Source organism: Caulobacter sp. Root655, assembly GCF_001427665.1.
Lineage (GTDB): Bacteria > Pseudomonadota > Alphaproteobacteria > Caulobacterales > Caulobacteraceae > Caulobacter.
Genome location: NZ_LMHC01000003.1, coordinates 76,645 through 91,406 on the forward strand (window position 1 = coordinate 76,645; position 14,762 = coordinate 91,406).

General features: G+C 68.0%; 12 protein-coding genes. 5 read left to right on the forward strand and 7 right to left on the reverse strand.

Going from position 1 to position 14,762, the window contains the following annotated elements; translation table 11 throughout:
* Positions 1-22: 22 nt before the first annotated feature.
* Positions 23-292 (reverse strand): GNAT family N-acetyltransferase, encoded by a 270-nt coding sequence (locus ASD79_RS06200; RefSeq protein ID WP_056720171.1) that lies wholly within the window; start codon positions 290-292, stop codon positions 23-25.
* An 81-nt stretch (positions 293-373) separates the two neighbouring features.
* On the opposite strand from ASD79_RS06200, the gene ASD79_RS06205 reads away from it, so the two are divergent.
* On the forward strand, positions 374-961 hold the full coding sequence (locus ASD79_RS06205) for a DUF3617 family protein (protein WP_056720172.1): 588 nt from the start codon (positions 374-376) through the stop codon (positions 959-961).
* A gap of 165 nt (positions 962-1,126) precedes the next feature.
* On the opposite strand, the gene ASD79_RS06210 is transcribed toward ASD79_RS06205, so the two are convergent.
* Positions 1,127-2,317, reverse strand: a complete 1,191-nt coding sequence (locus ASD79_RS06210; RefSeq protein ID WP_056720173.1) for an acetyl-CoA C-acyltransferase — start codon at positions 2,315-2,317, stop codon at positions 1,127-1,129.
* A gap of 305 nt (positions 2,318-2,622) precedes the next feature.
* Here ASD79_RS06210 and ASD79_RS06215 point away from each other — a divergent pair, with 305 nt between their 5' ends.
* Positions 2,623-3,126 carry a helix-turn-helix domain-containing protein gene (locus ASD79_RS06215; protein WP_056720174.1) on the forward strand — a complete coding sequence of 168 codons (504 nt, stop codon included), beginning with the start codon at positions 2,623-2,625 and terminating at the stop codon, positions 3,124-3,126.
* The gene (locus ASD79_RS06220) at positions 3,123-3,335 is read left to right on the forward strand and encodes a hypothetical protein (protein WP_056720175.1); all 213 of its coding nucleotides are present in this window, start codon (positions 3,123-3,125) and stop codon (positions 3,333-3,335) included. Before ASD79_RS06215 ends, ASD79_RS06220 begins: the two co-directional genes overlap by 4 nt.
* 96 nt (positions 3,336-3,431) lie before the next feature.
* Here ASD79_RS06220 and ASD79_RS25290 read toward each other — a convergent pair whose 3' ends face one another.
* The 5 genes from ASD79_RS25290 to flgK form a co-directional block, all read right to left on the reverse strand.
* Positions 3,432-3,566 (reverse strand): hypothetical protein, encoded by a 135-nt coding sequence (locus ASD79_RS25290; protein WP_255356963.1) that lies wholly within the window; start codon positions 3,564-3,566, stop codon positions 3,432-3,434.
* Positions 3,567-3,979: 413 nt separating this feature from the next.
* Complete coding sequence (locus ASD79_RS06225; protein WP_235524339.1) at positions 3,980-6,988, reverse strand: TonB-dependent receptor; 3,009 nt, start codon at positions 6,986-6,988, stop codon at positions 3,980-3,982.
* 494 nt (positions 6,989-7,482) lie between these two features.
* Complete coding sequence (gene mnmA, locus ASD79_RS06230; RefSeq protein ID WP_056720177.1) at positions 7,483-8,697, reverse strand: tRNA 2-thiouridine(34) synthase MnmA; 1,215 nt, start codon at positions 8,695-8,697, stop codon at positions 7,483-7,485.
* Positions 8,698-8,889: 192 nt separating this feature from the next.
* Positions 8,890-9,813, reverse strand: coding sequence for a flagellin (locus ASD79_RS06235; protein ID WP_056720178.1), 924 nt, complete (start codon positions 9,811-9,813; stop codon positions 8,890-8,892).
* Positions 9,814-9,822: 9 nt separating this feature from the next.
* Positions 9,823-11,937 carry a flagellar hook-associated protein FlgK gene (gene flgK, locus ASD79_RS06240; RefSeq protein WP_056720179.1) on the reverse strand — a complete coding sequence of 705 codons (2,115 nt, stop codon included), beginning with the start codon at positions 11,935-11,937 and terminating at the stop codon, positions 9,823-9,825.
* Between the two features lie 402 nt (positions 11,938-12,339).
* Between flgK and ASD79_RS25405 the strand changes: the two genes are divergently transcribed.
* Together ASD79_RS25405 and ASD79_RS06250 are read left to right on the forward strand one after the other, a co-directional pair.
* Positions 12,340-13,956, forward strand: a complete 1,617-nt coding sequence (locus ASD79_RS25405) for a flagellar hook-length control protein FliK (protein WP_056720180.1) — start codon at positions 12,340-12,342, stop codon at positions 13,954-13,956.
* An 11-nt stretch (positions 13,957-13,967) separates the two neighbouring features.
* Positions 13,968-14,651, forward strand: coding sequence for a flagellar hook assembly protein FlgD (locus ASD79_RS06250; protein ID WP_056720181.1), 684 nt, complete (start codon positions 13,968-13,970; stop codon positions 14,649-14,651).
* Positions 14,652-14,762 lie beyond the last annotated feature (111 nt).

Sequence of the window (14,762 nt, forward strand, 5' to 3'; positions counted from 1 at the left end):
TCCCRCSGGGAGAGGGTGTCTTCTACGCGATCAGCTCCGGATCGTTCCGCTTCAGCCAGGCCGCCGCATAGCCGCACAGCGGCACGATCTTCATGCCCTCGGCGCGGGCGGTCTCGGCGACCCTGGCCATCAGGCGGCCGGCCGCGCCCGTGCCGCGCAGGGCGGGGGCGGCCTCGACGTGGGGGATCACCAGGGTCTGGCCGCTGCGCTGGTAGTCGGCGAAGGCGATCAGGCCGTCGACCTCCAGTTCGTAGCGGCTGTGGGCGGGGTTGTGGCTGAAGGCGTCGGTCATGGTTCCGATATGGGCTGGACGCGCCGCCGCGCCAAGGCTCACAACTGGCGATTGGGGGCTAACGCGCGAGGGAGGTGGGCGATGCGGGCTTTGAGTGGAATTCTGGCCGCGGGGGTCCTGGCGGCCCTGGCCGGCTGCGGCGAGAAGCCGGCGACGAAGACCGAGGCCGGGGGCGCGGCCAAGCCGGCGGCGTCCGCCCCGTCGCCGCTGACCGCGGCGGGCTGGCCCAAGCGCAAGCCGGGCCTGTGGACCCAGACCGTGGAGATCAAGGATCGGGACTTCAGCCCCAGCTTCCGGTTCTGTATCGACGCGGCGACCGACGCCAAGCTGGGGCTCGATTCCCAGGGCATGGACACCCGGTGCGCGAAGGGCCAGATGACCCGCACGGCCGACGGCGGCTGGACGGTGACCTCGGCCTGCGACATGGGCCCGGCCGGCAAGGCTCAGAGCACGGTCCGCGTATCGGGCGATTTCAACAGCCGCTACCTGATGGAGATCGACAGCGTCACGACGGGCGCGACCCAGGCGGCGATGAACGGCCAGCACAGGATGACGATAACCGCCGAGTGGTCCGGCGCCTGCCCGGCGGACTGGGCCGCCGGCGACGTCGAGATGCCGGGCGGCCGAAGGATGAACCTGCTGACGAAGGCGGTTTCGGGGGGCGGGTAGGGGGCGACACCCTTTCAAGCTCCCCAATGGTTGTCATCCCGGAAGCCTCGCAGAGGCTGTCCGGGACCCAGGTGACTGGGCTAATGCGGTGCAGCCGCCCCTGGGTCCCGGACAAGCGCTACGCGCTTTCCGGGATGACAACGGTGGGGGTGTTGGAAGCGAACCCTAAACCAGCTCCACCGCCATCGCCGTGGCCTCGCCGCCGCCAATGCACAGGGAGGCCAGGCCCTTCTTGCCGCCCCGGGCCTGCAGGGCCGAGATCAGGGTGCAGAGGATGCGCGCGCCCGAGGCGCCGATCGGGTGGCCCAGGGCGCAGGCCCCGCCGTTGACGTTGAGCTTGTCCGGATCGATGCCCAGCTCCTGCTGGGCGATCATCGCGACCACGGCGAAGGCCTCGTTGACCTCGAACAGGTCGACGTCGGCGACGCTCCAACCGGCCTTGGCCAGGGCCTTCTTCATGGCCGGCACGGGAGCGGTGGTGAACAGACCCGGCTCGTGGGCGTGGGCGGCGTGGCTGACCACGCGGGCGACGATCGGCAGGCCCAGGCGCCTGGCGACGCTCTCGCGGGTCATGACCAGGGCGGCGGCCCCGTCGCTGATCGAGCTGGAATTGGCCGCCGTGATGCCGCCGTCGCGGCTGAAGGCCGGGCGCAGGGTGGGGATCTTGGCGGCGTCGGCCTTCAGCGGCTGCTCGTCCTGACTGATCGTCTCGACGCCCTTGCGGGTGGTGATGGTCACCGGGGTGATCTCGGCGGCGAAGGCCCCCGACGTCACCGCCTTCTGGGCCTTGGCCAGGCCGGCGATGGCGTAGGCGTCCATGGCGTCGCGGCCGAACTGGTAGGTGGCGGCGCTGTCTTCGGCGAAGGCCCCCATCAGCTTGCCGGGGGTGTAGGCGTCCTCCAGCCCGTCCAGGTACATGGAGTCCCACATCTGGTCGTGGCCGATGCGCGCGCCCGAGCGGTGCTTGGTCAGCAGGTAGGGGGCGTTGGTCATGCTCTCCATGCCGCCGGCCACGATGACGTCGGCGCTACCGGCCGCCAGGGCGTCATGGGCCATGATCGCCGCCTGCATGCCGCTGCCGCACATCTTGTTGACCGTGGTGGCCTCGACCGACAGCGGCAGGCCGGCGCCGACCGCCGCCTGGCGGGCCGGGGCCTGGCCCAGGCCGGCGGGCAGGACGCAGCCCATGAAGATCTGCTCGACCAGTTCGCCCGAGACCCCGGCCCGCTCGATCGCCGCCCTCACCGCCGTCGCGCCCAGTTCGGTCGCCTTGGCTCCGGCCAGCGCGCCCTGGAAACCGCCCATCGGCGTGCGGGCGAACGAGACGATGACGACAGGATCAGCGGGGGTGGACATGGATAGGCTCCAACCTGGGAAATTCGTGGCGGAATAAACCCCCTCCGGCGCGTCGGGCGCAAGGGCGCCGCGCAAAAAGCGCTGGCGGTGGGACGCGGATTTCCCGACCGCCAGCCACAGAAATTGGCGAGTAGCCAATTTCTGCTTCAAAAGTTGGAGCGCGATAACCGCCGAAACCGGCTTCCACTTTCGGCTATCGCGCTCCCAGTGCGCAACCGAGAGAGTCAATTGCTTTAGGAAACTTACGCCGTTCGTCTGCAAAAGCAACCCTTGCATTCCCTCGCGGAAGGCTTCACCTTCCGCCCATGGGACGCACCGCCGACTACACCAATGAACGCTGCGCCATCGCCGCCACCCTCGAGGTGGTCGGGGATCCCTGGACCCTGCTGATCCTGCGCGACGCCTTCCAGGGCGTGAAGCGGTTCGAGCAGTGGCAGGAACGCCTGGGCGTGGCCCGCAACGTCCTGGCCGCGCGGCTGAAAAGCCTGGTCGGCCACGGCGTGCTGGAGCCGAAGCGCTATTCCGAGCGGCCGCCGCGCCGGGAATATGTGCTGACCGCCAAGGGCCGGGCGCTGTCGCCGGTGCTGCTGACCATGGCCGAATGGGGCGACCAGCACGTCTACGGCCTGGGCAAGGGGCCTGTGCACTTCGTCCACAAGACCTGCGGCTGCGACTTTCACCCCAAGCTGGCCTGCGAGGCCTGCGGCGAGATCGTCGACGGCCGCGACCTGACCCGGGTGGTCCATGACCAGCCGTCCCTGACGGTCGGCGAGGCGCTGGAAGCCTCGATCGCCATCGCCGCCGAGTGAGCTACCGTTTCCATGTCCATCGCGCCCTGCCGGCCTTCCGGCTGGTGACGGCGGACGGGGCGGGGTTTCCGAGCGGCGCGGCGGAGGCCGACTGGCGCTTCACCCGGACCCGCGAGCGGGTCGACACCAATCCCGACGTGGCGCGGCTGGTCGACGAGGCCGGCTACTGCCTGTTCAAGATCGGCATGAGCTTCGACGAGATCGGCTGAGGGACGGCCGTGAACCTTCCGCTGGCTCGGCTTGGGTCCCGACTTTCGTCGGGATGAGCGGAGAGGGTGGATGCTTCGATGAGAAGCAAACACGCTTTAGCCCAGGACGAGCGCCAGGCCGCTGATCAGGGTCGCCCACAGCGCGAGGCTGGCGAGCACGACGCTCAGCTTGCTCCGCGAAAGGTGGCGTTCGTTTTGCCGTGACGCGTGGATGTAGGCGATGTTTTGCATGGTCTTCAGCTCGAATTGACAGATGTGCCAAAATTACTCAGGGTGGCGTACAGTCGTATACGCACTCCATGCCACAAAAGTTTCGTATGTCACTCGCCTTGTCAGCGAAAAATCGCGATTCAATGAGATTAATTTCGATTTTTGACGGGCGCGTCAGTATATTTTGACGCATTTGTCAAATATAGACTTATTCAGGCAGGTCTTGCCGATTTATTGAGCTGGAAAATGGCAAGGCGGCTCACGCTCACCCCGCGAACCAAGGTCGCGACCAAGGGCGCGGACTAGGTCGACAGGGATTCGCGGCGTGGCTCACGCCCATCTGCTTGGAGCCTGTTTGCTTCATCACAGAGGGCAAAAGAAAAGGGCCGGCTCCTTTCGGAGCCGGCCCTTTCCGTAGGTTCGCTCGGTTCAAACTAGAACTTGAAGCGGATGCCCGCCTTGAACGTCCGGCCGACCAGGCCGGCATAGTGGAAGGTGGTCAGGTAGTTCGGCGCGCTGGCATAGGCGCCCGGCGCGACCGGGGCGTTGGCGTTGAACACGTTGCCGACGTTGACATAGGCCGTGACCTCGTCCGTCACGTCCATCGAGCCGTTCAGGTCGACATTGACGAACTTCTTGATGTAGCAGAACCGGTCGCCGATCACCTTGTCGCCGGTCGCATATTGGTTGAACGCGACACAGTCGGTGTTCGCCCGTTGGTCGGCGGCGACCGACTTGATCTTTCCGACATAGTAGGCGGTGGCCGACAGGCTATAGCGGCCGAATTCGACCGTATTCTGCCAGTTGCCCTTCCAGTCCGGCGTGCCGTTGCCCGACGACAGCTGGTACGGGCCCAGCGTGCCGGCGTACTTCTGCACGCCGCTGGCGGTGTGCAGGTCGTACTGCAGCACGTGGGTGACTTCGATGCGGCTGGTGAACTTGCCGTCGAAGGGCAGGTTGGCGCGGGCCGTCGCCGAGAAGTCGATGCCCGAGGTCTTGGAGTAGTCGGCGTTCACGAACGGCGCGTTGATGATCAGCACGCGGGGCAGGGCGGTCGGGAACAGCGGGTCGATGGCGTCGGTCAGGTTGCACGAATAGCCCGGGCCGATGGCGGCGACGGCCGCGCAAGCGGACGTCACGTCGGCGCCGGTGTAGTAGGCGTTGCGCGCGTCGCCGAGGCGAGGACCGGCCACGATCAGGTCCGACTTCTTCACGTTGTAGTAGTCAACGGTCATGCTGAGCCACGGGGTCGGCTCGGCGATCACGCCCAGGGTGAAGCTGCGCGACTTCTCGGGCTTCAGGTCCGGGTTGCCGACATAGCCGCCGCCCAGCGAGTAGGCTTGGGCGTACGGGTTGGTGTTTCTGGTCGGCGCGCCCGTAAGGCCGCCGTGCGCCAGCTGGAACGAAGGCGGCGGGGTGAAGGTCGAGAAGCCGGCGTACTGGCTGCGCGCGCCCGATTCCGCGAAGGTCGGGGCCCGGAAGCCCTTCGAGAAGGTGCCGCGGAAGGCCAGTTGGCGGAGCGGCGTGTATTTCGCGCCGATCTTCGGCGAGAAGTGGCTGAAGCCTTCCGAATAGTGGTCGTAGCGGCCCGAGGCGTTGATCTCGAGGTTTTCCAGGACCGGGGCGAGCAGTTCGAAATAGCCGGCCGAGACCGTGTGCTCGCCGAACGCCGACGAGGTGGTCAGCGAGTAGGTGTCCAGCTTGGCGTTCTGGTTGTTGTTGACCAGCTTTTCCTTACGGACCTGACCGCCGACGGCCAGCTGCATGTCGCCGCCCGGCAGGGCCCACAGCGTCTTGGTGATCGACGCGTCGAGCGACAGCATCGTCGAATGCGACGGCGTGGTCACGGTCGGCGAGATGGAGTTGCGGACGGCGGCGGTGTTGTTGCCCGGGTTCACGAAGTCGTAGCTGCCGGTGTTGATCGCCTTCAGCAGGTTGGCGATGTTCAGGAAGCCGTATTGCTCGATCTTCAGCTCGTCCTTGGCGCCGACGGCTTCGACGCGCCAGTTCCAGTCGCCGCCGAAGTCGCCCTTCAGGCCGGCGGTGCCGCGGAACACTTCGTTGGTGCGATCGCTGCCGGCCGGCAGGTCGCCGAACAGGTAGTAGATACGGGCGGCGTTGTTGGCCGGATCGAGGCCGCCGGCGGCGGTGGCGTAGGGGTTGTTCGGGTTCAGGCGACGATCGGTGGCGGTGTTGCAGTTGGCGCCCGCCGAGCAGATCCAGACCGGCAGCACGATGCCCGGATTGGTCGAGGCCAGGGCCGGCGAACCGCCGAACGGCTGGGTGTTGCGCAGGGCGCGGGGCTGGTTCTTGATGCTGACGAAGTCACGCGAATAGCTGCCGGTGACGTAGCCCTCGACATTTTCGGCGAACTTGAAGCTCAGGCGACCATTGACCGCGTAACGCTCCTGCTTCGGCGCGATCTGGTTGTAGAGATCGACCAGGTCGTACTTGCAGCCGGTGCCGCGGGCGCCGCCCGTGGTGACGGTGTAGGTGCCGTTCAGGCAGGTGCCCAGGCCCAGGGCGGTGTAGTCGCTGTAGGCCGTGGAGCCGGTGCCGATGGTGAACGGCGACAGGCCGCCCGACAGCGGGTTGTTCAGGTCGCTCTGGGTGGTGCGCACGACGACTGCCGTGGGGGTCGCGGTGGTCAGGCTGCTGTCGGCGGTGTTGTTGTCCAGGCCGCCGATCGGGCGCAGGTCCTGGGTGTTGTAGGGGAAGCCGCGGCTGTGGTTGGTGACGCGGCCGTCCTTCTGGTATTCGCCGTTGACGTAGAGGTTCCAGCCCTTTTCGGCGTAGTCGCCGATGCCGAACGTCAGGTCGCCGCGGGTGTGGCGCGCGTCGCGTTCCTGGCTTTGGCCGAACTCGGCGCTGCCGGCGATGCCGGTGAACTGCTTCTTCAGGATCAGGTTGACGACGCCGCCGATGGCGTCGGCGCCGTAGGTCGACGAGGCGCCGTCCTTCAGCACTTCGACGCGGTCGATCAGGCTGAAGGGAATGCTGTTGAGGTCGACATAGGCGTTGTGGCCGTCGTCGTTGATCGGGAAGTTGGCCGAGCGGAGGCCGTCGACCAGGACCAGGGTCGAGGAGACGCCGAGGCCGCGCAGCGAGACGGCCGAGCCGCCGGCGCTGAAGCCGCTCTGGAAGCCGGTGCCGATCGAACCGGCGCCGTCGGCCGAGATCGAACGGATCGCGTCCGTGGCCGTGGTGATGCCGGCGCGCTGCAGGGTTTCCGAGGTCAGCACGGTGACGGGCGAAGGCGTTTCGGTGTCGGTACGGCGGAACAGCGAACCGGTGACGACGATTTCTTCGACCGCGGTCTCGTCCGGCGCGGCGGCCGGAGCGGCGGTCTGAGCCATGGCCTGGCTGGCGCCAAACAGGGCCACGGCCGCACCGCAGATCATCGTGGAGGCCAACAGGCGCTCCCGCACAGTGATAGTCTTCAAGGTCAAAATCCCCCAGTAGTCCCGGTGAGCCACACGGGACGACATCCATGGTCTCGGACGCTCAGATCTTTGAGCCCGATTGCCGCGGAGCTAGGGGAACAATCGACCTGCGGTCAATGAACATTGCGACATTGCAACTAAACGGCGCCAACATGTCGCATAACGGCCACATATTGTGGAGAAGACCCCTTGATCATTACAAAAGAGCAATAATCGACCGCTGGCTTATTGATCATCGATGACTTTGAAGGGGTTTTTACAATCCCACGTTAAGCGCAACCTTCCGTAGGGGCGTTTTGGTTGTGAGGTGAGGCGCTTCGGGGCGCCTAGAGCGCGTTTGCCTCACATTGAATCGCGTCCCTCTTTCCCCGTTTCCCCGGCGAAGGCCGGGGCCCAGGTGAAACCCACGAGCCGCTCTGGATGAATCTGGGTCCCGGCCTTCGCCGGGAAAACGGAAGTGGGAGCGGGACGCGTCCACCCAAGGCAAACGCGCTCTAGACGACCGCCCGCTGAGTCGCGACGATGAAGCCGCCGCCCAGCACGCGCTCGGGGTCGGCCGGGTCGTAGAGCACGCAGGCCTGGCCGGGCGCGACGCCCTCTTCCAGGATGTCGAACATCAGGTGCGGTTCGTCTCCCAAGGGACCTGGGACCAGGGCCAGGCGGCCCGGGACGGGTTCGCGGGTCGAGCGCACGCGGGCCAGCACCGGCGCGCCGCCGGCGGCGGCGGCTTCCAGGCTGTCCTCGCCGCCCAGCCAGTTGCCCTCTTTCAAGGACAGGCCCTGGGTCAGCAGGGCCTCGCGCGGGCCGACGATCACCTGGCGCTTGTCGGCGTCGATGCGGACCACGAACAAGGGGTCGCCGACCGCGATGTTCAGGCCCCGGCGCTGGCCGATGGTGTAGCGGGTGACGCCCTCGTGGCGGCCCAGTACCCGGCCGTCCATGTGCACCAGGTCGCCGGGCACGGCGCCCTGCGGCCGGATCCTGTCGATCACCGTGGTGTACTTGCCCTCGGGCACGAAGCAGATGTCCTGGCTGTCGGGCTTGTCGGCGATCGACAGGCCAAGCTCGGCCGCCACCCGGCGCACCTCGCTCTTTGGCAGGCCGCCCAGGGGGAAGCGCAGGAAGTCCAACTGCTCGGGCGTGGTGGCGAACAGGAAGTAGCTCTGGTCCTTGGACGGGTCGGCGGCTCTGCGCAGTTGGGGGCGATTGGCCCCCGCAGCGAAGCTGCGCTGCACGTAGTGGCCGGTGGCCATGGCCTCGGCGCCCAGGTCGCGGGCTACGTCCAGCAGGTCGCGGAACTTGACGGTCTGGTTGCAGCGCACGCAGGGGATCGGCGTCTCGCCGCGCAGATAGGCGTCGGCGAACTCCTCGATCACCTGCTCCTTGAAGCGGCTTTCGTAGTCGAGGACGTAGTGCGGAATGCCGATCCGCTCGGCCGCCATGCGGGCGTCCATGATGTCCTGGCCGGCGCAGCAGGCGCCCTTGCGCGAGATCGCCGCGCCGTGGTCGTAGAGCTGCAGGGTGACGCCCACCACGTCGTAGCCGGCCTTGTGCAGCAGGGCGGCGGTGACGGTGGAGTCGACCCCGCCCGACATCGCCGCGACGATCCGCGTGCCGACCGGCAGGCCGACGGCCTCGCGCGCGGCGAGCACCGCGCGGTCCGTGAGGGCGTGATCGAGGAGGGAGATGTCGGCGTCCATCGCGGCCATATAGCGACTTATCGGCGGTTTTGCGAGGTTGGGGCCATATGCGCTTTCCCTCCCCCTTGCGGGGAGGGTGGCCCCGAAGGGGTCGGGTGGGGCTTGCTGACTCAAGGCGCCCTGCACCGGCCCCCACCCGTCGGCTTTGCCGCCACCCTCCCCGCAAGGGGGAGGGACGATCCCGTGGGAAGGGGAGGGCCTCTACTTCAGCACGTTCAGCAGCGACGAGTTCTGCAGGCTGGCGAACACCTGGGCCGAGGCCTGGACCGCCAGCTTGGCCGACTCCAGGCGAGTGATGGCTTCGGCCATGTCGACGTCGGTGATGCCGCCGACCATGGTGCTCAGGGTGTCGGCCTGGTCCTTCAGGTCGGTTTGGGCGGTGTCGAAGCGCTTCTGGTTGAGGCCGTTCTTGGCCTGCTCGGTGACCAGGCCGGTCTTGACCGCGTCGAAGGTCGGCAGCAGGCCGGTGAGGAAGGTCGTCTGGGCCTGGGTCAGCTTGCCGGTGAACGGGCCGTTGGCGTCGACATAGGCCTGGACCTGCTTGAAGGCGTTGTAGGCGCCGGTGCCCAGCTTGTCGGCCAGCATGCCGGTATCGACCGAGGTGGTGTCGTCGATGCGGTTGCTGGTGACGTACTGGTCGTTCTGGAACAGCGAAGCGGTGGTGGCGGCGGCGGTCAGGCTGGCCATCGAGGTGGCGGTGGTCGGCAGGGTGTCGGACTTGGCCCCGGCGAACACATAGCGGCCGTTGGACTTGGCGTTCAGCCCCTGCAGCACGTCGCCGAACGCGCCGCCCAGCGCCTGCATCATGGTCTCGGCGCTGCCGGCGGCCACGGCGTTGGCGATCGCCTCACGGGCGGTCTGGACGGCGTCGGAGACCTGGCCGATGGCCACGTCCTGCACGTCCAGGCGGTTGGAGACCAGGGTGGTCTGGTCCAGGAAGCCGGCGACCTTGGCCTGGGAGGCTCGCATGGCCGTCAGGACCTCGGCGTTCTTGGCGTAGCCCTTCAGGTCGGTGGCGTTCTTCTGGCTGGAGACCTGTTCGCCAGCGGTGTTCTGCAGCACCTGGGCGCGCATCAGGTTGCTGGTCATCACGCCGAAATTGCCGGAGGTGGAGACGCGGGTCATGGCTTAACCTCAAACGATGTTGGTGAGGACATCGAACATGTCCTTCGTCGCCTGGATCAGGCGGGCGGAGGCGTTGAACGCCTGCTGGAAGGTGGTCAGGTTGACCAGTTCCTCGTCGAGGTTGACGCCTTCCTGCGACTGGCGCTGGGCGTTGACCTCGGTCTGGACCGACTCGGCGGCTTCCTTGCGGCTGGTGGCGGCGGCGGCCTTGCGGGCGATCGAGCCGCTGAAGTCGGCGCCGTAGTTGAGGACGCTCTTGCTGGCCCCGGCGACGTCGCCGGCGGCCGAGAAGCTGGTGGTGACGTCGCCGGCCTTGGCCAGGGCCAGGGCCCCGCGACCGTCGCCGACCGCCAGGGCCGCCGTGCCGGCCGCCGCGGCCAGGTTCAGCTTGGCGAAGGGCAGTTTCGAGGGATCGGCGGCCATGGCCGGATCCACCTTGAACAAGCCGGCGCGGGTGCTGCGCTCGCTCAGGCCCACGCCGAACAGCTGGCTGAGCGAGGGGCCGGAAACGCCGCGCTGGGTGGTGTCGGCCACCACCGACAGGCTGACGGGCGAGGCGCTGTTGGAGGTGAAGGACAGCTCGCCCTTCGGCCCCAGGGCGAAAGAGCCGAACAGGCCGACGCCGTTGTTGCGCGAGTTCAGCGCGTCGATCGTCTCCTGCATCGTGCCCGTGCCGGCGGGAATGGTCACCTGCACGTCGCGGATGCGGGTGCCGTCGGCGTCGGTCAGGCGCAGGGTCAGGGTCTGGCCGGGCGTGAAGCCGCTGGGGTCGGCGGCGGTCATGCCGGTCTCGTAGGGCGAATAGCCGTCCGAGCGGATCACGTCGTTGAGGCCGAAGAACTGGCTGAAGCCCTTGCCGGCCTTGGTCGAGGGCGTGGTGGCGTCGTCGACGATGGCGATGCCGTTGGTCGCGACGGCGGTGTTCAGGCTCAGCGCGCCGTTGGCGAAGTTGGCGGTGGCCGTGCCGCCCAGGGCGGTGTTCAGCTGGGCGGTGAAGTTGGCGTTGGTGAAGGCCGGGCCGGGCAGGCCGTCGACGGTCATGGTCCCGGCGGTGAAGTCGATGTCGACGCGCTTCTGGATCACGCCGGCGGCGTTGGTGATGGCGATGGTGGTCTTGCCGGTGAAGTTCTTGAACGCCGTGGCGGCGTCCAGGCCGGTGTCCTTGCCGTTCATCACGGCCGGGGCCGGCACCGCGCTGGAGGCGTTGGAGGCGCGGTTCATCTCCTCGGCCGCGCGGGTCACGAACTCGCCCAGCTGGTCCGACAGATAGGGCAATTCCTTGTTGCGCAGCTCCAGCAGGCCCTGGAGCTCGCCGTTGGCCACGTAGAGCGGCATGACCTCGCCGCCGCTGTTGGCGGTGGTGACGGTCAGGTAGCCGTTGGCCGGACCCGACTGCACATAGGTCAGGGTCGCCGCGCCGGTGCCGGCCAGGCTGACGCCCTCGGCCGAGCGGACGGTGACGCCGCCGTTGGCGCGGTCGCTGACCTGCACGTTCATATAGGTGGACAACTCGTCGATCAGGCCGCTCTGGATGTTCTCCGAGCCGGTGCCGTCGGCGCCCGTCATCTTGGCGCGGGTGATGTCGGCGTTCAGGTCGTCGATCTGCTTGAGCAGGACATTGACCCGGTCGACGTCGGCCGAGAGGCGGTTGTCGGTGTCCTTGATCTGGCCCGACAGCGACGAGGTGATGCGCTTGCTCTCGCCGAGGAAGTCCTGGAGCTTGGTGGTGGCCGAGCTGCGCAGCAGGGTGGAGGAGGGATCGTCCACCGCCAGCGAAAAGGCCGCGTAGACGTCGTTCAGCGTCGAGAAGTAGTTGGTCTTGGCGCTGGGGTCGCCGAACAGCTTCTGGGCGTTGTCCATCGCGGTGGCGATGGCGTTGGCCTTGCCGGCGCTGGAGGCGCCGTTCAGGCTGGCGGCGGCCATGAACTTGTCGGTGGCCCGCTTGATGGCGTCGATATTGACGCCCACCCCCATGCCGTTCGACACGAGGTTGGACTGCGCCATCGTCTTGCGGACGTAGCCGGGGGTGTTGATGTTGGCGATGTTGTCGGAAACGACGCGCAGGCCCGTCTGGGCCGCCATCATGCCCGAGGTCGCGACGTTGAGGATGGTGTTCAGCGACATCTGCTATTCTCCAGCCCGCTCGGCAAAGCAGGAACGGCACGGCGCGGCCTTGCCCGGCGAAAACTGCCGGGCGTGGCGGGGGTTGCCCCCTTCGGTAATGTGCAAGCCATTGAATTTCATGGCGTTTGGTTCCTGGCGTCGAGCAAGCGACAGGACCCTATGCGCAAGGAGGGCGCCAACTGGGGGTGGGGCGCGACGACGCGGCAACAGGGGCTGCTTTTACCGCGTTTGGCTCGGCAAAAAGCGCCGTGGTCGGCCTATCCGAAGTCGTAAATTCTTCTTTAATATCAACAAAAACAATGGCTTAATAGCTATTCGCGAGTTGGCCCGGCGGTTGCTGTGAGAAGGGCGGATCAAGGCGTTCCTCTTCGGGCCGCCATCCGCCGTGGACTTTCTCGCCGCATGACCGCGATCGCCGCCCCCGCTTCCGCCGCTCCGTCGACCCCGGCTCCCGCCGCGGGTTTCGACAAGGACGCGGCCGAAGGGTTCGGCGCGCTGCTGGCCCAGGCCGGAAGCGCGACCGCCGCCAACGACAAGACCTCCACGCGGGACGCCCGGGCCCAGGACAGCCGGGCCGCGACGGCCAAGGCCGCCGATCGGGCTTCCGACGCCAAGGCCGCCGATCGCGCCTCGGACGTGAAGGCCGACAAGGCGACCGACAAGGCCGACAAGATCAAGACGGCCTCCGCCAAGGACGCCGACGGCGAGGTCCAGGACAGCAAGGACCCCGCCGCTGACGCGGCCCCTGTTAAAGAAGTCGTCGCCGCCGACGCGACCGCCGGCCAGACCGACGCCGCGACCCTGGCCGCCGCCGCCCTGATCGCCGCCATGCAGGCCCCGACGGTCGAGACGCCCCAGCCGGTGGCCGACGCCGCCGCGCCGCAAGCCGTCCCGGCCGCCGCCGTGGCGACCGACGCCGCCGCCTTCGCCCCGGTCGCGCCGGAAGCCGAGACCGCCACGCCCGCCGCCGCCGCGCCGGTCCTGGACCTGCCGCAGGCGCCGACCGCCCCGGCCGCCGACCTCGCCGCCGCCGCGGCAGCCGCCGCCAACACCAAGAAGACCGACGCTCCGGTCGCCAAGGCCGAGACCGCCGCCGCGCCAGCCGCGACGCCGGCCGCCGCCCCGACCCTCGACGCCGTCAATGTGGCCCTGGCCGCCGCCGCGCCGGCCACCGACACGGCCGAACCGCCCGTTGCCGCCCAGACTGCCGCCGCGCAGACCGCCGCCGTCCAGGTCGTCGCGCCCGAAGTGGCGTCGGTGACCGGCAAGGTGGTCAAGCCCGCCGAACAGAAGACCACTGCCACCGCCGCCGCCGCCGTCGCGGCCAATGTCGCCGACGCCGCCGCCGAGCCGGTCGCCGCCGACGCCGTGCAGTCGGCCCATGCCGCCACCACCGGCGAGGGCAGGGCGGAAGGCCAGGGCGACGGCAGCGGCTCGCAAGGCGCCCAGACGGCCCAGGCCGCGCCGGTCGCCGCCGACGCCTCCACCACCACCTTCGTCGCGCCTGGCACGACCGCCGCCCCGGCCCCGATCGTCGCGGCCAACCTCCCGGTCAAGGCCGCGCCCGAGACGGTCGCCCACCTGACCACCGAGATCGCCAGCAAGGCCCAGGTCGGCAAGACCAGCCGCTTCGACGTCGTCCTGCAGCCGGAAGGCCTGGGTCGCGTCGACGTGCGCATCGAGATCGCCAAGGACGGCAAGCTGACCGCCGCCCTGAACTTCGACAACCCGCAGGCCGCCGCCGACCTGCGCGGCAAGTCGGGCGAACTGCGCCAGGCCCTGGCCGACGCCGGCTTCAACGTCGCCGACAACGCCCTGAGCTTCGACAGCTCGCGGCAGAACGGCGGCCAGAACCCGAACGCTTTCTTCAACTTCCAGGGCGGCGAACACGGCCGCCAGGCCTTCAACGGCCGAGCCTTCCAGTCGGCCCTGGCCGAAGACGCCCCCGTCCTTTCCCCGTCCGCCCTGTTGCCCGGCCTGCGTGTGGCCGAGCGCAGCGGCGTCGACGTGAAGATCTAGGAGATCACGACATGGCATCCGCGGTTACCGGCACGTCGATCCTCGACAAGATCAACAATTCGCGAAACTCGTTGGCCACCAACGAGCAGACCTTCCTGAAGCTGCTGACCACCCAGCTGAAGAACCAGGATCCGCTGGCGCCCACCGACACGGCCCAGATGACCAGCCAGATCACCCAGATGACCGGCGTCGAGCAGCAACTGGTCACCAACGACCTGCTGGCCGCCCTGGTCGGGATGAACGACGGCGGCGGCATCAGCCAAGGCGTCAACCTGATGGGCAAGCAGGTGACCGCCGAGACCGACAAGTCGGTGCTGAAGAACGGCGAGGCCAGCTGGAGCTACACCCAGAGCCGCTCGGCCACCGCCGTGAAGATCGAGGTCGTCGACAAGTTCGGCAAGACCATCGCCTCGATCCTGCCCGATGACATGGCCGGCGGCGACCACACCTTCAAGTGGGACGGCAAGAGCACCCCCGAGGGCGTCAAGCAGCCGGACGGCGGCGAGTACACCATCAAGGTGAGCGCCACCGACGCGGCCGGGACCAAGCTCACCACCACGGCCAAGGGCCGGATCGAGGGCGTCGTCACCAAGGTCACCAACGAAAGCGGCGTCAACATGGTCTGGATCGGCGACACCAAGGTGCCGCTCGACTCGGTCATCGGCGTCACCAACGCACCCGCCACGACCACCTGAGCCACACGCCATGAACGGGCGTCAGAATGACGCCGTCGCGGTCCCCGCCCCAACCGGCTTCCGGACCCAAACGCAAACCGCGCTGAACCCCTCAACCCCTTTGAACTTCAT